Origin of the sequence: Microcoleus sp. B5-D4, from assembly GCF_036705145.1 — a bacterium.
Lineage (GTDB): Bacteria > Cyanobacteriota > Cyanobacteriia > Cyanobacteriales > Microcoleaceae > Microcoleus.
This window is the reverse complement of the sequence record NZ_JAUBTV010000005.1, coordinates 151778-173812: the sequence shown is the minus strand read 5'-3', so window position 1 is coordinate 173812 and position 22035 is coordinate 151778. Positions and strand designations below refer to the sequence as shown.

At 45.0% G+C, this 22035-nt stretch carries 20 protein-coding genes; 7 read left to right on the top strand and 13 right to left on the bottom strand.

The window, feature by feature from the left end; translation table 11 throughout:
- Nucleotides 1–159: 159 nt before the first annotated feature.
- Nucleotides 160–408, bottom strand: a complete 249-nt coding sequence (locus QUB10_RS04375; RefSeq protein WP_333199875.1) for a hypothetical protein — start codon at nucleotides 406–408, stop codon at nucleotides 160–162.
- A 205-nt stretch (nucleotides 409–613) separates the two neighbouring features.
- On the opposite strand from QUB10_RS04375, the gene QUB10_RS04370 reads away from it, so the two are divergent.
- A complete protein-coding gene (locus QUB10_RS04370; RefSeq protein ID WP_333199873.1) occupies nucleotides 614–856 on the top strand; it encodes a transposase in 243 nt (80 codons plus the stop codon).
- Nucleotides 857–890: 34 nt separating this feature from the next.
- Nucleotides 891–1274 (top strand): transposase, encoded by a 384-nt coding sequence (locus QUB10_RS04365; protein WP_333054008.1) that lies wholly within the window; start codon nucleotides 891–893, stop codon nucleotides 1272–1274.
- Nucleotides 1275–1498: 224 nt separating this feature from the next.
- On the opposite strand, the gene QUB10_RS04360 is transcribed toward QUB10_RS04365, so the two are convergent.
- From QUB10_RS04360 to QUB10_RS04345, 4 genes are all read right to left on the bottom strand, one after another.
- On the bottom strand, nucleotides 1499–2974 hold the full coding sequence (locus QUB10_RS04360; RefSeq protein WP_333199871.1) for an adenylate/guanylate cyclase domain-containing protein: 1476 nt from the start codon (nucleotides 2972–2974) through the stop codon (nucleotides 1499–1501).
- Between the two features lie 70 nt (nucleotides 2975–3044).
- Nucleotides 3045–3389, bottom strand: a complete 345-nt coding sequence (locus tag QUB10_RS04355; protein WP_333199885.1) for a slr1659 superfamily regulator — start codon at nucleotides 3387–3389, stop codon at nucleotides 3045–3047.
- A 46-nt stretch (nucleotides 3390–3435) separates the two neighbouring features.
- Nucleotides 3436–4014 carry a DUF6272 family protein gene (locus QUB10_RS04350; protein WP_333199869.1) on the bottom strand — a complete coding sequence of 193 codons (579 nt, stop codon included), beginning with the start codon at nucleotides 4012–4014 and terminating at the stop codon, nucleotides 3436–3438.
- Nucleotides 4015–4091: 77 nt separating this feature from the next.
- Nucleotides 4092–6065 (bottom strand): PP2C family protein-serine/threonine phosphatase, encoded by a 1974-nt coding sequence (locus QUB10_RS04345; RefSeq protein WP_333199867.1) that lies wholly within the window; start codon nucleotides 6063–6065, stop codon nucleotides 4092–4094.
- A 535-nt stretch (nucleotides 6066–6600) separates the two neighbouring features.
- On the opposite strand from QUB10_RS04345, the gene QUB10_RS04340 reads away from it, so the two are divergent.
- Nucleotides 6601–7182 (top strand): hypothetical protein, encoded by a 582-nt coding sequence (locus tag QUB10_RS04340; RefSeq protein WP_333199865.1) that lies wholly within the window; start codon nucleotides 6601–6603, stop codon nucleotides 7180–7182.
- Nucleotides 7183–7445: 263 nt separating this feature from the next.
- Here the strand turns inward: QUB10_RS04340 and mnmA are convergent, their stop codons facing one another.
- Nucleotides 7446–8537: a tRNA 2-thiouridine(34) synthase MnmA gene (gene mnmA / locus QUB10_RS04335; protein ID WP_333199863.1), complete on the bottom strand. Its 1092-nt coding sequence runs from the start codon at nucleotides 8535–8537 to the stop codon at nucleotides 7446–7448.
- A 115-nt stretch (nucleotides 8538–8652) separates the two neighbouring features.
- On the opposite strand from mnmA, the gene QUB10_RS04330 reads away from it, so the two are divergent.
- The gene (locus tag QUB10_RS04330) at nucleotides 8653–10305 is read left to right on the top strand and encodes an NAD(P)H-hydrate dehydratase (RefSeq protein ID WP_333199861.1); all 1653 of its coding nucleotides are present in this window, start codon (nucleotides 8653–8655) and stop codon (nucleotides 10303–10305) included.
- 269 nt (nucleotides 10306–10574) lie between these two features.
- A complete protein-coding gene (locus tag QUB10_RS04325; RefSeq protein WP_333199859.1) occupies nucleotides 10575–11105 on the top strand; it encodes a peptidoglycan-binding protein in 531 nt (176 codons plus the stop codon).
- Between the two features lie 521 nt (nucleotides 11106–11626).
- On the opposite strand, the gene QUB10_RS04320 is transcribed toward QUB10_RS04325, so the two are convergent.
- From QUB10_RS04320 to QUB10_RS04305, 4 genes are all read right to left on the bottom strand, one after another.
- Nucleotides 11627–12100, bottom strand: a complete 474-nt coding sequence (locus QUB10_RS04320) for a TerB family tellurite resistance protein (protein ID WP_333199857.1) — start codon at nucleotides 12098–12100, stop codon at nucleotides 11627–11629.
- 120 nt (nucleotides 12101–12220) lie between these two features.
- Nucleotides 12221–14122: a M61 family metallopeptidase gene (locus tag QUB10_RS04315; protein ID WP_333199855.1), complete on the bottom strand. Its 1902-nt coding sequence runs from the start codon at nucleotides 14120–14122 to the stop codon at nucleotides 12221–12223.
- A complete protein-coding gene (locus tag QUB10_RS04310; RefSeq protein WP_333156927.1) occupies nucleotides 14119–14799 on the bottom strand; it encodes a Crp/Fnr family transcriptional regulator in 681 nt (226 codons plus the stop codon). The genes QUB10_RS04315 and QUB10_RS04310 overlap by 4 nt, the downstream gene beginning before the upstream one ends.
- A gap of 567 nt (nucleotides 14800–15366) precedes the next feature.
- Nucleotides 15367–16227, bottom strand: coding sequence for an inositol monophosphatase family protein (locus tag QUB10_RS04305; protein ID WP_333199853.1), 861 nt, complete (start codon nucleotides 16225–16227; stop codon nucleotides 15367–15369).
- A 352-nt stretch (nucleotides 16228–16579) separates the two neighbouring features.
- On the opposite strand from QUB10_RS04305, the gene QUB10_RS04300 reads away from it, so the two are divergent.
- Complete coding sequence (locus QUB10_RS04300; RefSeq protein WP_333199851.1) at nucleotides 16580–17632, top strand: glycosyltransferase family 4 protein; 1053 nt, start codon at nucleotides 16580–16582, stop codon at nucleotides 17630–17632.
- Between the two features lie 124 nt (nucleotides 17633–17756).
- On the opposite strand, the gene QUB10_RS04295 is transcribed toward QUB10_RS04300, so the two are convergent.
- The 3 genes from QUB10_RS04295 to QUB10_RS04285 form a co-directional block, all read right to left on the bottom strand.
- Nucleotides 17757–19682, bottom strand: coding sequence for an alpha-amylase family glycosyl hydrolase (locus QUB10_RS04295; RefSeq protein WP_333199849.1), 1926 nt, complete (start codon nucleotides 19680–19682; stop codon nucleotides 17757–17759).
- A 287-nt stretch (nucleotides 19683–19969) separates the two neighbouring features.
- On the bottom strand, nucleotides 19970–20875 hold the full coding sequence (locus QUB10_RS04290; protein ID WP_333199847.1) for an Rpn family recombination-promoting nuclease/putative transposase: 906 nt from the start codon (nucleotides 20873–20875) through the stop codon (nucleotides 19970–19972).
- A gap of 142 nt (nucleotides 20876–21017) precedes the next feature.
- Complete coding sequence (locus tag QUB10_RS04285; RefSeq protein WP_333199845.1) at nucleotides 21018–21512, bottom strand: hypothetical protein; 495 nt, start codon at nucleotides 21510–21512, stop codon at nucleotides 21018–21020.
- 198 nt (nucleotides 21513–21710) lie between these two features.
- On the opposite strand from QUB10_RS04285, the gene QUB10_RS04280 reads away from it, so the two are divergent.
- Nucleotides 21711–21941, top strand: coding sequence for a hypothetical protein (locus QUB10_RS04280; RefSeq protein WP_333199843.1), 231 nt, complete (start codon nucleotides 21711–21713; stop codon nucleotides 21939–21941).
- The last annotated feature ends 94 nt before the right edge of the window (nucleotides 21942–22035 follow it).

Here is a 22035-nt window from a genome sequence, read left to right as displayed (position 1 = left end):
AAACCTCTTTAAATATACTTAATATTCTTATTATATCATATTAGTTATTTATGTAATTAATTTTGTTTAACTACTTACTTAATCTTTCTTTAATCATTTTGCTACCCAATCGCTACCCGTTATGAGATCATGGTTAGCATGAAAACATTGAAGTTTAAGCTATATCAAAGCAAGCGAAATAGACATCTCAAGCGAAGTATCAATGCTGCCGGGGTGATCTACAACCATTGCATTGCACTCCATAAACGGTACTACCGGATGTGGGGCAAGCATTTGAATTGCAGCAAGCTTCAAAGTCATATTGCTAAAATCAGAAAGCGTAAAGCGTTCTGGCAGCAGGTTGGATCTCAGGCTGTACAGGATATCTGCCAGCGAATCGAGAAAGCCTACCAACTGTTTTTTAAGCATCACCAGAAAGGAGTTAGACCTCCCGGTTTCAAGAAAGTTCGCAAATACAAATCGTTCACTCTCAAGCAAGCTGGCTATAAATTTTTAGGTGGTAATCGAATTAAAATTGGGAATCGCGTTTATCAGTATTGGAATTCCAGAGAGATAGCGGGGAAGGTCAAAACCTTAACCATTAAGCGCACTCCATTGGGAGAGTTATTCATGGTTGTGGTCGTTGACAGCGTTGAACAACCTGAAACCAAAGTCGAGACGAGTAGAATCGCTGGCGCAAGATTTCGGCTTGAAAACGTTTCTCACCTGCTCAGATAAAACGAAAATCGAATCACCACAATTCCTGAAACAATCCCTCGGCGCTATTAAGAAAGCGAATCGTCAACATTCCAAAAAACGGAAAGGCTCAGCTAACCGGGAAAGAGCAAGACTCAATCTAGTTCGCAAGCACTCCTGACGTAGTAAATCGTCGCTCTGATTGGTTCTGGAAATTGGCTCACGAATTAACTGATAAGTTTGACGTGCTGTGTTTTGAAACGTTGAATCTAAAAGGAATGCAACGGCTTTGGGGACGTAAAATCTCAGACCTTGCATTTGGCGATTTCCTCCAAATTCTCAAATGGGTTGCCAAAAAGAAAGGAAAACAATTAGTTTTTATCGACCGCTGGTATCCATCTAGTAAAACTTGTTCCCACTGTGGACACGTTCTGAAAGAATTGGATTTATCAGTTCGTGAATGGCGATGTCCGTCCTGCCAGAAGGTGAACAGCAGAGACGAGAACGCTGCAATAAATAACTTGCTTGTTTTCCTTGGTGGGGCGTCAACCGTTAAGTTAGGCGATGTTAGACAGGCTGTGCCTGCAATTGCTGTTTGAGCTTAGAATCCCCTCGCCTTTAGGCAGGGGAGTATGTCAAACCTTTGACAGAGGCCAGAGGTCAGTCATCACTCTCAAGATATATATCAATCCTTACAGGAGTCCTAAATTTTTTATCCCACCCCAACCCTCCCCGAACCCGCGAGGAGAAAGTAAGAAATTCACAAGTGATGCGAGGATTGCTATATGGAGTCAATCTAAAATCTAAAATCGAGTAAGCTGCTTTAAATTCCTTTAAGGAGCGATCGCCAATCCCGACAGCGTTTCAGGTAAATGCGAGCTACCTGATCGCTGGGATTTGTTCGCAAACACTCTTCAAATAATTTTCCCGCTTCTCGGAATTCCTTGCGATCGCACAGTAACATAGCTTCATTATATACAGGCAAATTTGCTAGCTTGGCCGACATAATTTCCGGCATATCTGCATCAAATACCTCATAGACTACGACATATTGAGATTTTCCTTTTACCTGCACTTTATCCACAATCCTAATAGCATAATCTGTGGGATTTCGCAACCGTTCTAAAGTCTGCTGAGAAATTAACAGAGGTACGCCGTAATCTTTGGTCAATCCTTCAATGCGAGATGCTAAATTAACAGCATCGCTAATCACAGTGCTGTCCATGCGGCTTTTCCCCCCGACTGTCCCCAGCATCAAAGAACCGGAATTGATGCCAATGCCAATTCGGATCGGGACGTAGCCGACCTCTTGACGGTATTCGTTGTAAATCTTGAGGGTATTTAGCATTGCAATACCCGCTTTCACTGCATCATCTGCAAAGTCACTAAACAAAGCCATAATTGCATCGCCGATGTATTTGTCAATAAACCCATTATTGCTAGTAATCGCCGGCTCCATCCGCGAAAGGTAAGCATTGATAAATTTAAAATTTTCTTGGGGAGTCATAGTTTCGGAAAGCCTCGTGAAGTCGCGAATATCCGAAAATAGCACCGACATTTCCTGCTGCACTTGGTCGCCTAAATGGACATCTATAATACTTTCATATCCCAACAAATTTAGAAATTGGTGCGGCACAAATCTACCGTAGGCATCAGTTAACTCTGATTCGGCATCCAGGGATTTTTCTAAATTTTGATTGAGGTCAAATAGTTTCTTAATAAATAAATGGCGATCTGCTTCAGCTTCTTTGCGTTCCGTGGCATCTTGAAAAACTGCGATCGCAAAAGCAACTTTGCCACCCTCGTCAAAAATTGGTGTTCCCCAAATCTCCAGGGGAACTTTCTTGTAGGGTTGATGAATTTCCAGATTGTCGGCCGTCGCGTTTTCGCCCCTCAAAGCTCGGACGATGGGCAAATTCTCGAAAGGGTAAATAGTCTCAGTTCCCGCAATATAAATTTGATAAATTTCTGACAAATCCTCAACTGCATTTAAGGGCAAAACTCCTTGGCCGAGTAACTGCTGTCCGGCGTGATTTATGTAGTAAGGTCGGCCTTGAGAATCCAGCACGAGCACACCTATAGGAATCGCTTCGAGAAATTGAGCCAGCTTGATTTCGCCTTCGCGCACCGCCTCGAATGCGCGAGTTCGCAACTCAGTTTCAACCGTATCGGAATGTTCAGCAGTAGTTTCCAGCAAGATTTCCAGATCCGCTTTTTCCTCCTTCAAGTCTTCCACTTGCTGGCGCAATCTTTCTATCTCTAAAAGTAGCTGTTCTCTAGATGGTTGTTCTTCCAGCATAACTCGAGAATTTGCGCCTCGACTAACAAAAAATTGCTTAACATCTCGCACCCTAAAAGTAATCGTGTTTCTATAGAAAATCCAACTGCAAACCAGGCATCAGGCGCTGGAAATTCTTCAAAGACTTACCTTGCCATGCTATGCTTTGAGAGCCTTGTACCGCCATTTGCACCCTGGCTGTTTTGCGAACCTCGATAATAAACTTCGATAGCATATTGATGCCAGAACTGTTCAAAAATTCTAACTGCTGCAAATTGAGGGTAATTTTTGTCGGTTCCAAGTCGGCAACTTTGGTCAGAAACTGCGCTAGCGGCGCGTACTCTGCAGGCCCGCTCAGCCTTAGAGATCCAATAAAACTCACGGTTGCCGTTGCTGGATCGTAACAGATCTGGTAATCTTCTGTATTAATTTCCATAGCCACAAAAAAAAGTCCCTTAGATATTATCGATCGCTAGCGTTGGTTATACTGTTAATTGCACCATAGTTGTCACCGCAATTACTTCGGGGTCTTTGTGCACGGTCTGGAATTTCCAGCCAAGTTTGGCGGTATAATCGGTGAGCATGGTCAACAAACCCAATCCAGAATTCGTACAGGTTTCGTCAGCAGCATTTTTTTCTAACCGCTGAATGTAAAGTTCGCTTGGCTCCGAGGTCAGCAACTGGTGAATGTAAGCCTGAAACTTGTCCACCGCTTGCGGAGAGATGCTGTTAGCAACTGAGAAAATCACTCCGTCGCTGTCTAATTGCAGTTTAATATCGATCGGGTACTCCGAGGTTTCATCATTAAACTTCATGGCATTTTCCAATAACTCGTTGGCAATGTAGCTAACAGCGCTTTTTATTTCAGCTTGTCTTTCAATTGTCGCGGGATCATCTTGGTTGCCCGGAAAAAAAGTCGTCAGGTAGTCAGCCAGAAAATCCGCCGACAAACCGTTGTTACGCCACCGCTGCTTGAGAGGAATCGAACTCGGAGAAAATCCAATTATTAAGTATTCTTGGCTAGCGGGCTGCTCTATGAAATCGCCGAAAATCTGAATCATATCAATGTGAGACCTAAAGTTTGAGATGACGGACATCACTGAATATATTTTAAACTTTAGAAGGGATATCCAAGTAGTTATTTTTGTTTTAGTACCAGCAATGTGATGTCATCAAAAACTTTTTGTTCGCCGATATGCGATCGCACGTCCTTAATTACAGCGTGCCTGATTTCGGCAGCCGAACACTGCCAATTAATCTCTATTACCTCTATTAACCTATCTAAACCATAAAGCAGTTGATCCATATTTTGAGCTTCCGTAATCCCGTCAGTGTACAGCACAACTACATCTCCTGAATGCAAATGCACAATTTGCTCAGCAACAAATTCAGCAATATCTGCATCCAGCCCGATCGGGAAACCCAAATCGATCGTATCAAAGCGCTCGACAGAACCGTTACACCGCACGACAATCATTTCTTCGTGCTGGCCGCTCAACTTCAGCATCCCCTCCTCATAGTCTAGCAAAGCAAGGCTGGCGTTTTTATCGGATTTCATGCGCTTTACATTATCGTAAATTACACTGTTAATAGCACTTAAAAATCTCACCGGATCGGGTTCATTGTAGGCGAGCAAAGTTCGGACTGCCGTTTGAACCATAATCATTAAAACACCGCTCTCCAATCCGTGTCCCGTCACATCCCCAATGCCGATTTTTACTCTACCTTTGTGTTGGAGTACGTCGTAATAGTCGCCGCCTACTTCCTCAGCAGCCTCCATAAATCCCGCAATATCTAAGCCGATAACTTCCTTGAGTTCTCGATCTTTCGGCAGCAGCATCTGCTGAATCTTGCGAGTAACGTCTAGTTCGGCGCTCATTCGCATATTTTCGGATTTCAGGCGATCGTTGAGAACAGTAATTTCTTGATTTGCAGCAACTAAGGCATCGGCAATTTTGTTAAACGCACCCACAACTTGCCCCAGTTCATCTCTGTTATCCAAAATAATTTTTTGTGCGAAATTGCCACTTGCCATCTTTTTTGATGTTTCGTCAAGAACAAATACAGTTTGCATAACCGCCCTGTAAAAAGACACAAATAGATAAATAACGAGAGCTAATATTATTAACACTAAAATAATAATCACTTGTTTCCTCTTAACAAAAGCAGCAATCCGGTACTGAAGAAGAAAATCTAACTCGTTTACAGTTTTATCTCCGAGTTGAAAAATTGCATTTAAAGCCAAATTGCTTCCTGTGATGTAGGCGTAATATTTTAGTGATACAGTTTGATATATTGTTTGATCTAGTTGCTTAGTTAGCTGCTTAACCAGAGAGTTGAATTTTATTAAATCCTGTGTTAATGCCGAGCGCAGATTCCCCTGATGATTATTGCTAAATGCTACCTCCATGTTTACTTGCAAATCATCATTGATTTCTCTCAATCGGCTGGAAAGAGTAATCAGTTGCGCTCTTTCTTCTGGTGTGGCATCGGCACGCAGGCTAATTTTTTGAGAAATAAGTCTAATCTCTGACAAAATTTTTTCCATTTCTGGAATCTGACGCAAAGTAGCATTTATTAAATAATAAGTATCCAAATCTGGGTCGGAAATCAGATTGGAAGTATCGCCGACGCGAGCGCTCAGTCTATCAATGTCTGTAGCTAAACGTTGATAGACAAAATCGTAAGTTTCTAAACTCCACTGGCTGCGGCGAAGTTTAAAATTTTGCCAATCTTGATAAATTTTATGAAAATTTTCACTTGACATTAATATGTTTCCGACCTGGCTATCTGTATTTGCTAGGGCCTGAAAGTTCTTGTCTATCTTGGCTTCTAAATCGGTTCGAGATTTTGAATTGCTTAAATTAGAACTTAAACTCTGATAATTTAACAGTTGAAGTTTTGGTATGTATTCCCTCAACTGGCGCAGTGGGCGCAAGTATTGATTACCGTAAATTTCTTTTTGAGTAAAATCAACCCTGCTGTTAATTTCGGAAATCAACAGGTACATGACCAAGGTTAACGGTATTGCAAATAGAAAACCGATCAGGAGAAATTTTTGAGGATAACTCAGCCGATTCATTAAATTGATTGCCAGGGATTTCCTGTTCATAATGGATAGATGTCAACAAAATTGTAGTCGAAAAGTAGCCTTTGCTACTAAAGTAGTTGCGGGGACGATCGCTCTAGAAAACCACAATGCTAATACAATTAATCAGCGATAGCTAATTTAATTTCTAATGCGCTTTAGTCCTGTTGCAACAAATTTTGTGGCATCCCTGTGATATCCTTGGCTCAGCTCGCCTCTCACAGTCTAAAACACGTTTAGCAGTTTTGGAACGAAGAATAGTAATTTGTACTGAGAGTCGGGGGCAGGATTAGAGGCTTTTAAGAATATTTACTTAAGCATAAATTTTTCTTAATACCCTGAGACAAAAAGTAAAAATTAAGTAATAACTGGGTAGTGCAAGTTTCCTGAAACACAACTGCCGGCAGCGAGTAGGAAATACTTACATCGCACCAGCAACCCGCAGTCAAGTCGGTTCTGCACAAAGGAACCAATAGCACCAGCAATCGTGTCTAAATAAGTATCTGCAGTTGAGTGTCCAGGAGCGATCGCGCATTGTGTAAAGTGAGGCAGAGGGCGTATGATGAAAAGAATCTCCAACAATAGTTTTCAAAAGAATAAAAACCGAGACCAAAAGCAGCCCAATCCTGTAATCTTGGCTTTGGTGCTGACAGGAATTCTGGTATGGGAAATGTATCCGGCGCTAAGACACACCGCAGCCGCTAACGCGGGCGCTCTCAAAGATTCCCTTGCCCAGTTGGAAAAGCAGCAGCAAACCGCGCAGCAATTTTCCTCAGCTGCGGTGCCCCAAACAATCAGCTATTCGGTATTGGCACTCAATACTCTAATTTCCGAACCGGGGAAGTTGGCCGAGACGACGCGCCAAAATCCCCCAAACAAATTGCCCGCAACCGTAGCAGCAGCAGTTCGCCGACAGTTGTCGGACTCCACTGGCATTGCTGCTGACAAGTTGAAAGTAACTGAATCAAGCGAACAAAGTTGGCCGAATACTTGTTTAGGACTCGCGAAAGCGGATGAAATTTGCGGTCAAATGATTGTCGAAGGTTGGCGGGTTGTGGTTTCTGATGGTAGGCAAACTTGGGTGTACCGTACTAATGCTAGGGGAAATATCTTGCGTTTGGAAAAAAAGTTAGCTAGGTAAATTTACCCCTGTGAAATGAAAAATAAGTTTTTTTGGAACAGGCAAGATTCCTGTTCCACAAAGAGTGAGTTTTTTTGTGGGAGGTTTCTTGTCGGCTTCTGGGAACAGGCAAGATGCCTGTTCCACAAAGAGTGAATTTTCTTGTGGGAGGTTTCTTGTCGGCTTCTGGGAACAGGCAAGATGCCTGTTCCACAAAGAGTGAGTTTTTTTGTGGGTGGTTTCTTGTGGGGAGTAGGGGTTGGGCTTCTAGCCCGCCCCTTGCTTTAATTTGGGAGTTGGTTTCTTTCGATGATGCCGCCGCCCAACAGCACCTCGCCGTCATACCAGACAGCCGCCTGTCCGGGGGTAATGCTCAACTGCGGTTCGTCAAAAATCAACTTAACTCTTGTACCGCCGACTTTTTCCTCTGGTTGGGAGGATTCTACAGGAATAATTGTAGCCGGGACGGGTTGCGATCGATATCGAATCTGTACCTGAGCCCGAATCGGAGCCATCGGCGCAGCCACAGAAACCCAATTCACTTTCTGGACTGTACATTCAGATTCTACTGCCAACTGTCGATCGCCCACAACTACCCGATTGCCAGCAGCATCGAGTTCAATCACGTACAGCGGTTCCGGTGCAGCAATCCCCAGTCCCTTCCGCTGGCCGATGGTGTAGTGGTGTACACCGTCATGCTGTCCGAGCACCCGCCCTGACTTGTCCACAATGTCACCCTTTTGCGGCGCAATGTACTTATCCAGAAAAGCCCGCATCGAACCGTTACTTTCCACCAAGCACAAATCCTGACTTTCCGGCTTATCAGCAGTTGTCAAGCCAAATTCTGCCGCGATTCTGCGAGTTTCTGTCTTGGTAATTTCGCCCAAAGGAAACTCCGTACCCGCCAACAAATCCTGTGTTAGATCGTACAGGAAATAAGACTGATCTTTCGCAGGGTCGATCGCCCGCAGCAACTGATAGCGACCCGTAGCAGCATCGTAAGTAATCCGAGCGTAGTGCCCTGTAGCGATTTTTTCAATTCCGAGTTCTTCGCGAGCATACTTAAGCATTGGCCCGAACTTCACAGTTTTATTGCACTGCGAACAAGGCAGAGGCGTAACTCCTGCACTGTAACCCTCCACCAAATAATCAATAATACTTGCCTGAAAGACCTCGCGGCTGTCAACAATGTGGTGGGGAACGCCCAAATCTTCGCAAATTTTAGCTGCATCGACCATTCCCTCAGAGCAGCACTGACCTTTGCCCTTCATCAACCACAGCGTTAAACCCACCACTTCATATCCCTGATGGTGTAAAATTGCGGCTGCTGCGGAACTATCGACCCCGCCGGAGAGGCCTACAACAATCTTGTTCATGATTCTGAGAGAAATTGCTATTTTACTGTGAGTTAGTTCGATCGAGCTAATTTATTATACCACAAAAATACTACAACTGGCCACTGCTGCTGTTAGCTGAAATTTTAGCATTAATATGACCATTCAAAAATTTGTTGTCACCGCCGACCAAATGCGGCAAATAGAAACGAGAATTTTTGCTGCTGGAATGCCAGTCGCAGCTTTAATGGAAAAAGTCGCGGGACTGATTGCTAGACGCATTCAGGAGCTTTTGAAAGCGGAAGGAAGTTCGGCAACGGGCAGTGTACGGGATTTAACGGATAGAAGGAAAAGGGAAGAAGGGAAAAATATTGTTAATTCTCAATTGCCAGTTATCGGCATATTGGTTGGGCCCGGACACAACGGTGGCGATGCTTTGGTTGTTGCCCGCGAATTGCATTTTCAAGGGTTCCAAGTAGTTATTTACTGCCCATTTTCTAAACTAAAAGAACTCACAAAAAATCACGCTGATTATGCGCGTTATTTAAATATTTCATTTGTTGATAATATTGAAAATCTGACAAACTGCGATTTGCTCGTAGATGGTTTATTTGGATTTGGATTAGAACGAGAAATTACTAACGCCACTGCCGCAGCTATTGACGAAATAAATAATTTAAATATACCAATTTTAAGTATAGACATTCCTTCGGGGATTCATACAGATAGTGGAGAAGTTTTGGGAACGGCAATTAGGGCAAAACATACATTATGTTTGGGTTTGTGGAAAATGGCATTTCTGCAAGACAGAGCATTAGAATATATCGGCAGTTCAGAATTAATTGATTTTGATATTACCGCAGCAGATATTGCAGCAATATTGGGCGAAACGCCAGCAATACAACGCATTACAAAAGCATCGGCAACTCAGCATTTGCCGTTACCCCGATCGCCAATTTCGCACAAATACACCAACGGTAACATACTAATTATTGCAGGTTCCCGCCGCTACAGCGGAGCCGCAATTTTGGCAGCATTGGGAGCAAGAGCAAGCGGCATCGGAATGCTGTCAATTGCTGTTCCTGAGTCGATTAAATCGATGTTGAGCAGCCAGTTGCCAGAGGCATTAGTTATAGGATGTCCTGAAACCCACAGCGGTGCAATTAGCCAGTTGCCAGTAGCAATTGATTTGAGTACCTATGATGCGATCGCCGCAGGCCCAGGTCTGACATTGGAAGCCGCAATAGCTGTAGAATCTGTACTGGAGAGCGATCGACCTCTGGTGTTAGATGCTGACGGTTTAAATATCCTCGCTCAACTCGGCACAGTCCCGATTTTGTCCGAACGCTGTGCACTGACAATTATCACGCCTCATCCGGGCGAATTCAAGCGTTTATTTCCCGAATTAGCCGACCAAACCGGCGACGATCGAATTGCCGCAACTCAAGCAGCAGCTCAGCTTTGCGGTGCAACAATATTGCTCAAAGGAGCCAGAGTGTGCATAAGTTGGAAGGATGAGGACGATTCCCTACGGCATAGCGACGCTTCACGTACCATCACCTACCTCAATCCCGAAAGCACCCCAGCCCTCGCCAGAGGCGGCAGCGGCGACGTTCTCACAGGCTTGTTGGGGGGACTATTAGCAAGTGCGATCGCCCGCAAATCCCCCCCCAAATCAGTTGCTGCAACAGCAGCTTGGTGGCACGCTCAAGCCGGAATCATGGCTGCTAAAGAACGGACGGAATTAGGAGTAGATGCCTTTACTTTGACACAGTATTTAATTCCAACCTTGCGAGAATTTGCTGAGTAAACAATCAACAGTAGTTGGTAGGGTGCGTACCCCGCATCTTTGTATTTTGTAGGGTGTGTACCGCGCACCTTACCCGTGGGTTTGTAGTGACGACGGAAGTCCTCATAAAAATATTACAACTTGCATTCCTTACGACAAACCAACGGGTAACTCAAATGAGTGACACTCAAACGAGTGACACTCGAAAAAGTGACTGTGCAGTCATAAAACCTACGAGTTATACCTGAAATATCAAACACCAAAACTTAAATCTTGAAAGGAATCACATTATGTTCACGGAAGAAAGAAGCTTGAACAATGAAACTATGGCTCTTGTCGCCGATACTACTGCTCAATCAAGTCTGGCATTTGCTGAAACCACGGGAGTAAACAAACCCACTTTACAAATGGGTTCAACAGGTCAAGCTGTCAAGGAACTACAACAGCTTCTATATCATTGGGCATATTATTTTGGGCCGATTGACGGTATTTTCGGCATCCAAGTTCAAAACGCGGTCAAAGGCTATCAACACCGCGTCTTTTTAAAAGAAGATGGGATTGTCGGCCCTGTCACTTGGGAAGCACTATACTCTGGTGCACCTGTGAATATGCCGATCGTCATGAAGGGCAGTTCTGGCAATGCTGTTAAAATTGTTCAGAATGTCTTGAAAATCAATGGATACTATTTCGGCTCCATTGACGGATTCTTCGGGCCGATGACAGATGTAGCAGTGCGACAATTGCAAATTAGCAAGGCTTTACCGCAAGATGGAATTGTCGGCTATAGAACTTGGCACGCCCTCAGCAAGTTACCGCACTAATGACGGGTTTGATTAATATCTATTCCGGTTTTACTCAGAAATGATTGTGGACTGTTGACTGTTGACTGTTGACTGTTGACTCGATTTTATTATTCTGATGCAACCGGAAACGATATCACTTTCAGTAATGGCAAAAAATCGGTAGCTCAATTAGGGATTTAGGCTTTGCCTAAGTCCCTAATTATTGTTAATGGGAAGGCTGCGGGCGAGAAAGGCGATTCCCTGCGGGATAGCTTCGCTTCACGCAAATTCTGTTACCGTTGTCGGCGATGAAAAATATTCTCAACTTCCCTGTGTTTTTGTGTTAGTATATCCTAGGAAATTGGGAGTCACAATCCGGTTTATTTCCCTTCTGATTTAGTTGTAAATAGTTGCACTCAGAAAAATATTATTTCGATACTTACCTAACAAGACTTAGGCATGGGGGGCTTATTCCCGGTTTCTACGAAAAATTCCCGGTTTAGTAACGAGAAATCTAGGAATCAACCGGGTTTTTAAGCCAAGCGCACGCAAGTCCCGAACTAGCCTTTGATGAACTTTTCTAATTTTTGAGCCATCTTCTCGACAATTCCCTCTGAAGTATCTGCAGCCGATGATTCAGCTTCAATACGCTTGACCACATCCTCTGAAAGATTCAGCAACTGCACTAATTTTTGATAAGCTGCGGCTTCTTCAGCGTTAATTTTTGGTTCGTCAGGAGTGCGAGAACTAGAAGAAATCACTTCATAGCCTAGTTGCAAGACTAATTCCTTTTCATCTTGAGTTTCTAGTTGGCCGATCAACTCGTCAAGGGGGATATTTTGCATGACGTAATCCCGCAGTTCTTGTTGCATTTGTTGTCCGTCGGTATCTGGGGCAAACAAACGACAAAAGCGATCGAGCATTAAATTAACTTCTTCTGTCGCGAGTTCGCCGTCAGCCCAGGCCATAGAAGCAACAATTCTCAGCAGATTCATCTGGCGGGGCGTAATTGATGGAGGAGGTGGGGTTTGCATAATCAAAATTGGTAATTGGGAATTGGGAATTAGGAATTGGGAATTGGGAATTGGGAATTGGGAATTGAGCCTGATTCCTTCTTGTCTTTTCTGTCCCCTTCCCCTTCCCCTTCATTTATGTCACAGTTTTGATAAAGGAACTCCTAGCCATCCCGTAAAGTTTTGTTTCTGAATAGCAGTGGGCTGTTCCACCGGCACGATCGAGTAACGCATCGGGCGCGGCGGGGCAAGAGTAACAGGACAAGTCCGCAGTTCGTCTTGGTGAAAAACCGTCACCTCTATTGTGTCCCCCGGCTGATAATCTTTTAGCCTCTCACCCGCTTGTTCTGAATTTACCCGAAAACCTTCGATCGCCAGCAACTCGTCTCCAGCATCAATTCCGGCCAATTGTGCCGGAGATCCTACTTCGACAAATTTAACCATTTCCCGCCCGTTTTCCGTTCCCAACGTCCAACCGATGCGAGGTATTTCGCTAGTTTCACCTGCGGTGAGTTCTAGCCCGAAAGGTTCCAGATACTTGTTGTAAGGCAACTCTTCTGTGCCGTCTATATAGCGCGCAAAAAAGTCGCTCAAATCAATGCCCGCGACGGACTCGATCGCACTTTGCAACTCTTCGGGAGTAAAGCCTATTTCTGCTGGCAGCGAAGGAGAATTTAACTGTCCGTTTGAGGTCAAATGCGCCGATTTGCCGTCTGTTCCCGACTTCAGGTCAAAATCGCCGTTTTGGGCAGAATTAGCATTGCCAAACTGCTGCCACATCAAACGCATCACATCATCGAGCGATCGCTCATTGCCGTGTCTGGCTCGAATCAACAAATCGAGCAAAAACGACACAACTTCCCCTTTCAAATAATAGGAAATCTGCGAGTTGTCGCTATTAGCATCCCGGCGATAAAGTTTAATCCAAGCATCCCAGCTCGACTCGCTCAGAGGCTGCACGCTCCGCCCCGGAGTCGTCTGCAAGCGAGTAATTTCCTTAGCCATACCTTGGAAAAAACCTTTCACGTTGTAGAGTCCAGCTCGAAAAGGAATCACCAAATCGTAATAGCTGGTAGTGCCTTCAGAGAACCATAAAGAAGGAGTGTAATTTTCTTTTTCGTAGTCAAATACTTCGAGAGCTTTCGGTCGAATGCGCTTGACATTCCACAGGTGAAAAAACTCGTGAGCTACCAACTGAATAAAGCGTTCATACTTTTCCTTAGCCCGAAAACCAAAACGCGGATAGTTGAGAGTGCAACTCTCCTTGTGTTCCAAACCGCCAAAACCCGAGCCGGACAAATGCAGGAAAAACACATAGCGTTCGTAAGGCAAACCGCCGAACATTTTTGCCTCGACTTCGATCACTTTTTGGATATCTCGAATCGCCCGATCTGGTTCTAAATTGCCTTTTCCCCAAACAACTAGCTGGTGGGGTTTTCCCATCACTTCAAACTCGTATACTTCGTGACAGCCAATCTCAAAAGGACTATCTACAAGGGTATCAAAATCCGCAGCAGCGAAAGTAAGATTTTGACCATAAACAGGCGGCAAAGTAGTAACGGTGCGCCATTCTGGCTGCGGTGGCACAACGGTTATAGTGTAGCAGTTGCTCTCAAAACCGGGCAAGAAAAAGCACAAAGCCGCCGGATTGAAATAACCGTGAGTCGAGTCTAAATGATTGGTTCGCACTGTCAGTTCGTTGGCAAAAATGCGGTAGCGAACCGTGATATCTGACACCGAATCAGTCTCGATTTGCCAGTGATTTTTGCTGAGCTTGCGCCAAGGTAAAGCTTGAGCGCCCCCATGGGAGCTAAAATCTTGCAGGTGGCGGGCGTATTCTCGAACCAAGTAAGAACCGGGAGTCCAGACAGGCATTTTTAAATCCAAAACCGGCTCCGACCAACCTTGCACGCGCAAAGTTACTTCAAACAGGTGGGATTCAGGATTGGGCATCGCCACCGAATATTGAATTGTCGGTGCTGTTAGTTGCCCCTGACGGTTGTCGGCAGCCGACGAGGTATCCTCATAAGTAACATCAGTCATTGACTTGCCAAATTAATCAAGTGCTTGAGGTTGATCAAATGGATAGTTTCGCGGTCTGGATCGATTTTGATCCAACCTTTACTATCGAGTTTTTCCATAATTTTGCTGGTTTCATCTAGGGTGATATCTGTGACATCAGCTAAGTCTTCATAAGGAATATTGAAGATATCTTTGCCCTCAGCAGTTTTCTGACCGTAGTTTTCTGCCAGCTCGACTAAAGTATTTGCTAGTTTAACCGCTGGCTGGCGGTTTCGGAGTTGATAGCGGTGATTGGTTTGGCGGAGTCGCCGCACCATCAGTTGCAGCATCCGGTGGTGCAATTGCGGATCTTTAAACAGGGTTTGGATAAATCGCTGAGCTGTGACGCTGAGAAGTCGCACCGGCGATAGAGCAAGTACGTCATTCGATCGAGGAGATTCGTCCAGAATGGCCATTTCGCCGAAGAAGGCACCCCGTCCTAAAATAGCCATTGATACAGCTCGATCGTTTGACAAGCGGCGGACTTTTACCCAGCCAGACACGACAAAGTAAATCGCGTTGCCCCAAGAATCCTCCATCACCACAGCTCGGCCCGGGGGATACTCATGCTTGACGGCATTTGATAGCAGCCCTCCCAAGGTTTCTGGGTTAGCACCCTTAAATAGAGGGAATAGCTCACTGAAAGCTTCTGTCTTCATCAAAAAAATGGGTAGAAACCCCGTCCTTCTAGGACGGCTTTATATTGTCTTTTTTTGATTACTACCGCCTTGGGACTGGTTGGCTCGGTGTGCTTTTGTGTTGCACTTTCAGCGGGACAATTACCGCCTCAAACTTCCCAGCCCTGTACGCATAGTGTTTTGCTCTTTCGAGCCTCCCTTTCGGGGTGATGTTAGCCTGCGCCTTGGTTTAGTGAGCTTGTTGGGCCCAAAGCACTGCCCCAGTGACATTAGGGCTGTTTAACCTTCAGCGACATAGCCGAAAACTGGCTTCGCATTCAAGGAGTGTCGTGACTCAAAAAACGTAGTCAGTTAAGACGATAGCTGGTCAGAATGGCTTGTCAGATTACTCTTCCAAGCCTCACGCCGTCAGGGCTGAGGTTCCTGACGCAAACTCGCGGAGGTGGAAAATATGATTAGGCGACACCCAACAGCTAGGGAACGATCGATGTTTGGGAACACAAACAATCCGTTGCTCCTTTAATTGATGATAAGGGTGCAGAGGCCCGCTTCACGTAAAATCGGCAGATTCTTTAATCTTAAACGGGTTTACAAGCGTGCCACTGCCTTTTGAACTTTGCCCAACAGAGGTTCTATGTAGTCCGGCCAGCCGATCGCGATTGACTGCGTGTGGGCCAGAGTCTCCGGCTCGATCGCATCTTTAGTCCACCTCAGCGGTTGACCTTGCAAGTCGCAACAAACCAATCCGGCTGCTTTTGCTAGAGCCAGAGGGCCGGCGGTATCCCACACTTTAACTCTGCCGTTGAGATACAGGTACAAACCAGCTCGACCGAAGATAACTTCCATCACTTTTAAGCCAAAGCTGCCCAACGAGTAAAATTCTGCTCCGGGGATGCTTTGGGCGATCGCCCGGGCGTAGTTTTTCTGGTCTTTGTCTCCGAGAATAATTTTACAATTTTCCGCTGTCGGAGCAGGCGGTTTGCATAGGGCGATCGGCTGCGGCGCTTGGGCTCCCACAGTTTGGAACAATCCCCAACCTTTGCCGCCAAAATACATTTGGTCAAAAGCCGGGGCGTAGAGCCAGCCGGCCACCGGTTCCCCCTCAAGCAGCAGCCCCACCATCGAAGCGTAGTGTAGTTTTCCCCGAATAAATTCTTCAGTTCCGTCGAGGGGATCGATGCACCAGAGCCGCTGGTAATTGGCCCCGTAAGCTGCTCTGGAAGCGGCGTTTTCCTCCGTTATCCTGCCGTCTTCAGGAAACAAAGCGCTAAATGCTGCCGATAGTTGTCGGTCTAGGTATTGATCGATACTCGTCACGTAGTCGTTGGGCCCTTTCTCGCAAACTTCAAAAGGTTCGGCTGCGAGCTTGTAAGCTTCTTGACCGCACTCGCGCAGGGTGTAGCGAATTTTTTGGTCTTGCTCTGGAGAAATATACATGAGGTTAAACATAAATTTTTTAGCTAACTTCAGCATAAAAGCTTAAGTCCTTGGAATCGATCGGCGCGTGTCACTGTTTTTTATTCCTACAGGATTTGCGCGCCGATGCCGAGAAACCCGGTTTCCTAACCGTCAGCGCCCTTGCGATACAAGCCCCAGACAGGATTCGTGGAACTCAAAAAAATTCACACATGAGGGAGAACCCCCCAGATTCATCTGTAGAGTCCAATCTAAAATCTAAAATCTAAAATCTAAAATCTAAAATCGACTGACCGATCGCACTAGCACTTTCAACAGCAGAGGATAGAATCTTCTGAGGTTAGATAATTTGTGCCAGCACCAACATGATTATAAGGAGAATACTTTGAAATACCATTTGGCATTAGGTCGCAAAATAGACCTAGATGGAATTGACCGCGATGCACAACTAGGCAAATGCCCTCGCCACGTCCTGCGAGCCCTCAGAGACCGCTTAAATGCCACTGTCCACGCCCCGGATGGCGAAGCGATATCGTTGAGCGACAAGCTGCGATCGAAAATTTCTTCTAAACCCGAACATTGGGCCGCCGCCCGCAAGTTGTCCGAGCAAGTCAGCAGCGACGACGTGATATTTTGTACCGGCGAGGACATTGGCATTCCAGTGGCGGCGGTGTGCGGTGAATCGTCTGATCGCCCGAAAATTATTGTATATTTTCACAATATCGATCGGCTGCGCGGCCGCCTCGCGCTGAAACTATTCGGTTTGGCTGACAAAATTGACCTGTTCATGGCCTGCGCCAGCCCTCAAACAAACTTCCTCCGCAGCTATTTAGGTATACCTGAATCGCGCATCTTAGTGCTTCTAGAACAGACAGACACCCAGTTTTTCACACCGGGCCCCGTTTCTGGCGAGAAAAAGCGGCAAACAGTTGTTAGCGTCGGATTAGAAAAGCGCGACTACCGACTCCTAGCAGCAGCAACTGCTGACTTAGATGTTGACGTAAAAATTAGCGGTTTTTCTAAAGATGCCAAAGCTTTATCGCAAGCTTTCCCCGATACTATGCCAGAAAATATGTCGCGCAAATTCTACGAATGGCCGGATTTAGTGCAGCTTTACCGCGATGCAGACGTAATTGCAGTTTGTTTGGTGGACAATAAATATGCTGCGGGAGTGCAGGGTTTGGTGGAAGCAATGGCCTGCAAGCGACCGGTCGTCATTACTCGGACTCAAGGTATGGTCGATTATTTAGCCACCCCGGATATTGCCAAAGTGGTAGATGTGGGAGATGCCGCAGGTTTGCGCGAGGCGATCGTCCATTTGCTAAAAAATCCTCAAGAAGCTGAATCTCAAGCGCAGCGGGGATACGAAATGGTTTTGAACCAGCACAGTAGCGAACGTTATGTCGATATGGTAGTCGAGAAGTTGCGATCGCTTTAAACTCGTAATATCACCAACGGGCTCTCCGGCCCGTTCCACAAAACAGAAACTTGGTTGTGGAACAGGCATCTTGCCTGTTCATTAAAAACTGGTAAAACAGGCCGGAAAGCCTGTTGATTAAAAATCACGACTCGCGTCCACTCGCCCACTTATCCCGCCATTTCACAGTCCCTTCCGAAACTAAAACCCAGCGGCGACAAACCAGATTTTCTCGCAGCGGCGACAGTCCTTCCCGTAGCAGTGCATACTTATAAGAAATCAACTTCCCGGCACTTTCATTAAAAGGAATTTCCCCAAACCAAGTATTAGTATTGATATACTCCAACGGGTAGCCCTTACTAATATCCCAATTCCCCAATTCAGGACAATCTCCAATCACCACAATTCTTTCCCCAGGCTGAGTTCTAACGCTGTTAAGCTGCGCCCGCACAATAGTTTTCGCCTTAACTCGTTCTCCGACGCGGCTAAAAATCATTACTTCCTGCGAACCCAACTCTAAGTTGTACAGCATCCCATCTTTAACTTCAAACTTACGGCGCGATAAAACCTCCGTATGCTCTCCATCAGGCAGCTCAGTATCCACCTCTTTAATTGTCACAGAATTGCCACGATTCATCGCTACAAACACCACGGAATCGCGATAGCGGCGCACGTAACAATAAACATCAGCAGTTAGATATTTTTGCCACTGACTCCCCATCGAAATAGCTGGATTCAGCCGCCGCAATCCAGACAGCAACCGCACATCTCGGTAAATCGGCGAATCAGTATCCCACTTTTCCATCATCGGGCGGTTGTAAGGGTCATTTCCCCCTTCGGTATCATCGTGCAGATACTGTTCGGTGCCGTAATAAATGCAGGGAATGCCGCGAGTAGTCATAATTAAACATATCGCCAACCGCAGCATTTCTGCATCGGGATTCAACGACTGAAACCTCGGCATATCGTGGTTGTCAATAAAAGTAATCAACTCCGTCGCCCCGTAGTAGCGGTGATCCAAATTCAGGACATCTTGGACTAACTTAAATCCCGCCTCCGCACCCTTCCCCAATACTTCTCGAATTGCCACGCACAGACCAAAATCTAAAATAGTCATCCCCGACTCGTTGACAAATTCCACAGAACGATCGTTTCTAGGGTCGCTGTAAATCCATTCGCCAAAAATGAAAACATCAGGTCGGTGTGCTAAAATATCAGCATTAAATTCCTGCCAAAACCAAATAGGCATATGCTTAACTGTATCAACCCGCAAAGCATCAACACCTCTGTCGAGCCATTGTTTAATTGCTGACTTAATGTAATTCCGGTAGGCAATATTGTTTTCGTTGAAAGTTGCTAAACCCGATAGTTCGCAATTTTGGACTTGCCATTCATCTTCCCAGTTTTGGACTTCGCCGTAGTGGTGATACCAGTCATCTTCATCGTCGTTAAAGTCAGCTATTTTTACGCCGTCGTCGTAGAGTTCCCCTTTTTTGCCACTAAAATCTGGGTTGCTGTGATTGCAGACAATATCGAGTACGAGTTTCATGTTTCGCTGGTGCAACTCGTGTACTAATTTGTCAAATACCGTATCTTTACTTTCTTGTGTTTGGTTAATAGAAGGATTGTCGCCTGTGGCAATGAAGCGGGGATTTAGTCGCTTGAAATCTTTAGTCCAGTAGCCGTGAATTGCAGCTTGTTCGACAAACAATGCTTCTACTTGCTCGAACAGTGGAGTCAGCCAAACTGCGCTAACTCCCATATCTTTTAAGTAATCGAGTTTGTCGATAACTCCTTGCAAGTCGCCGCCCCAATATTTGCCCCAATCTTTGCCTTCTGGATCGTAAAGTTCTGGGTTTGGGCCTTCGTTATTTGCGGGGTCGCCGTCGTAAAAGCGATCGACTACAATGAAATAAATTGTTTCTTGTCGGAATTCAATGTCTCTGGTGTAGAGGAATTCTAAATCGAGTTCGCTTTCTGGCTTAACTTCTTCTACCAGAGACTCAATTTTTTCTTCTGATTCTGTAACTTCGTATTGAGAGGAAGTTTGATTGGGAGTGACTGATGTCATGAGATGTATTTTTTTATATTGTAAGATTGGTCAGTTATTCGGAGCTAGAGTCGGAGATAGCTTTCCCCTCTGACTGACTTTTACAGCATCATACGGAATTTACTGGTTTAATGAAATCTTCCTTTAGAGAGAGGGCAGACTCATCCTTGAGCATTAAGTGGATGAGAGTTAATATTTAGCGTCATTCTCAATCAAAGAGGCAGAACCTCAAAAACCTGCGCTACCAGGCTGATCCTAGTAGCGAGAAAAGGTGTACTAATTGTGCGATCGCACTTTGTCCCTTCCTTTCATTCCTCCCGCAAGTTTTCGATATCTTCAACACTCAAACCAGTTGTTTGACTAATTGTTTGATTGTCAAGGACATTGAGAAGTTGCCTAGCAATTTCTAGAGCCTTTTCTCTCATTCCTAGAGCGAGTCCTTCTTCTCTGCCTTCTTCTCTGCCTTCTTCTCTGCCTTCTTCACGCCCTTGTGCGAGTCCTTCTTCAATTCCCTTTCGCAAGATTCCCTGCTGATCCAGAATATACCTTTCGCGTGCTTCTAAATCTGCCAACTCTTCTGGATTCAAGTTAGTTTCATTAGCAATCGCAAAGGCTTGCTGTATTTCCGAGACTGTTTCCATTGTTTGCGGTACCACTTCCAAACTGGGAGCATTTTTCATAAAATAAACCCACTTGTCAGTCAAAGTTTCTAATTCATCCAATTGTTTATTGAACTTTGGCAACTCGATAAAGATCAGTTCTATCTCTGGATCGACATAATCAAATAAACGCTTTTTCTCCTTGAACACAAAGTGAGAAATTACTTCTCGGTCATTGTCAAACATTTCAAAATCAGTAATTGTCAAAGCTATTACTGGTTTTAACTTAAAGTAACCTTCACCGCGAATCAGTTGTGTCGAGTAAGTTTTCGCCGTATTGTAAACCACCCGTTTCGCAAAAGATTCTACATTTAAAACTTGCATCTCGATAATTACAGTTGCGCCTCCTGCAAGCCTGGCTTTGACATCCAGGTAAGAGTCTTTGAGATACTGTACTCTTGATGCTAAATACGGGTCGATAATTTCTAAGTCAGCGATGGTGGGATTACCATCATAAATCATGGCATTCAGAAAACTGATTAAGATTGGTTTGCTTTGATTTGAACCGAATATTTTTTTGAAGGCAAAATCGGTTTTGGGGTTAATGAATCTCATGGTCAATCTCTTTTAAAATGACTTACCTCTTATTTTAACCCATTGGGAAAATGGATTGGGCGAGTTACCAAAACTAGATATCGGATGCTCTATCCAAGCTTGAGCCTGGGAATCCCTCAGCCATTAGCGCTTGCTCTATCTTCTATTCTGTCAAATCGACTTGTCGAATCTCTTCTAGTGTCATATCCAAGCATTTCGCAATTTGCTCATCGGTCAAGCCTACTGCTTGCAAGCGTTGGATCGCCTCCATTTTCGCCCGCTGCTTTCCCCGCAAAAACTCAGGCGACTCTTCCTGTGATGTGCAGACATTCAGAGATCCGATTACATGACCACGAGCAACATGATTGCCACTAATGACGCTGCCAATAACGTTGCGAATCCTCGACTTGCGGATCAGTGCCGATCGCAAATTTAATTTATTAACCTCTTCTCCAAAAGCATCAGAGAAAAACTCCCATAGCTCGTAGCCAACATCTTTAGCATCACCCTCAGTACAGTTCAGCCCTTGGGCAATATCGCCGTACTTTTGCCGCTTCAAAACGCCCTCAATCACGCCAACTTGCATATCATCTAAATGCTTGCCAGTTTTCGCAAAGACCACTTCATCAGCAAAAGCCAGTGCTTCTTTAACGTTCATTAGCTTTCCTCACGAACTCGCCACAACAAAATTATAACCGTCTCGATCCGACTATTTTCGCCTTAAATACAAAAACGATTAAAGCTTTATCAAAACTTTTTATATTATACGACTTTATCCGACCTTTTTCGACTATACAAATTAATTGGCAAGCTGTAGCATTGTGAATATCAAATCATCGCTCAAAGAAACTAACTTATGACGACTACCCAACTCGCTCTCGACAAAAAAACGCATCCCTTGATGATGCACCTAAGCATCTTGCCCAAGTACGGCATTTCCGAAGAGCAAGCTAGCTACGATCCCAGCACGCAGACTTCTAATATCACCTCCATGAGCGGCTCCTGGTGTACTAAGAGCTCTTCCACGAGTGAAAGTGTTGGTTGGCCTTTTACAAAATCCGATGAGGACTCGCAAGAAGACGACTAGAAATTTTAATAATTAACAGATAATTCGATCGCCCTTTATGTTCTTGAAAGACCTGTATAAATTTTTGCATGACAGGTCTTTCACTGTCAACATT

What these genes read in the sequence shown, in the direction of transcription:
- QUB10_RS04355 (WP_333199885.1), bottom strand. Translation starts at nt 3,389, where the DNA reads ATGGAAATTAATACAGAAGATTACCAGATCTGTTACGATCCAGCAACG.
- QUB10_RS04285 (WP_333199845.1), bottom strand. Translation starts at nt 21,512, where the DNA reads ATGAACGTTAAAGAAGCACTGGCTTTTGCTGATGAAGTGGTCTTTGCG.
- QUB10_RS04280 (WP_333199843.1), top strand. Translation starts at nt 21,711, where the DNA reads ATGACGACTACCCAACTCGCTCTCGACAAAAAAACGCATCCCTTGATG.
- QUB10_RS04330 (WP_333199861.1), top strand. Translation starts at nt 8,653, where the DNA reads ATGACCATTCAAAAATTTGTTGTCACCGCCGACCAAATGCGGCAAATA.
- QUB10_RS04325 (WP_333199859.1), top strand. Translation starts at nt 10,575, where the DNA reads ATGTTCACGGAAGAAAGAAGCTTGAACAATGAAACTATGGCTCTTGTC.
- QUB10_RS04315 (WP_333199855.1), bottom strand. Translation starts at nt 14,122, where the DNA reads ATGACTGATGTTACTTATGAGGATACCTCGTCGGCTGCCGACAACCGT.
- mnmA (WP_333199863.1), bottom strand. Translation starts at nt 8,537, where the DNA reads ATGAACAAGATTGTTGTAGGCCTCTCCGGCGGGGTCGATAGTTCCGCA.
- QUB10_RS04320 (WP_333199857.1), bottom strand. Translation starts at nt 12,100, where the DNA reads ATGCAAACCCCACCTCCTCCATCAATTACGCCCCGCCAGATGAATCTG.
- QUB10_RS04290 (WP_333199847.1), bottom strand. Translation starts at nt 20,875, where the DNA reads ATGAGATTCATTAACCCCAAAACCGATTTTGCCTTCAAAAAAATATTC.
- QUB10_RS04310 (WP_333156927.1), bottom strand. Translation starts at nt 14,799, where the DNA reads ATGAAGACAGAAGCTTTCAGTGAGCTATTCCCTCTATTTAAGGGTGCT.
- QUB10_RS04350 (WP_333199869.1), bottom strand. Translation starts at nt 4,014, where the DNA reads ATGATTCAGATTTTCGGCGATTTCATAGAGCAGCCCGCTAGCCAAGAA.
- QUB10_RS04345 (WP_333199867.1), bottom strand. Translation starts at nt 6,065, where the DNA reads ATGAACAGGAAATCCCTGGCAATCAATTTAATGAATCGGCTGAGTTAT.
- QUB10_RS04360 (WP_333199871.1), bottom strand. Translation starts at nt 2,974, where the DNA reads ATGCTGGAAGAACAACCATCTAGAGAACAGCTACTTTTAGAGATAGAA.
- QUB10_RS04340 (WP_333199865.1), top strand. Translation starts at nt 6,601, where the DNA reads ATGATGAAAAGAATCTCCAACAATAGTTTTCAAAAGAATAAAAACCGA.
- QUB10_RS04375 (WP_333199875.1), bottom strand. Translation starts at nt 408, where the DNA reads ATGCTTAAAAAACAGTTGGTAGGCTTTCTCGATTCGCTGGCAGATATC.
- QUB10_RS04305 (WP_333199853.1), bottom strand. Translation starts at nt 16,227, where the DNA reads ATGTTTAACCTCATGTATATTTCTCCAGAGCAAGACCAAAAAATTCGC.
- QUB10_RS04295 (WP_333199849.1), bottom strand. Translation starts at nt 19,682, where the DNA reads ATGACATCAGTCACTCCCAATCAAACTTCCTCTCAATACGAAGTTACA.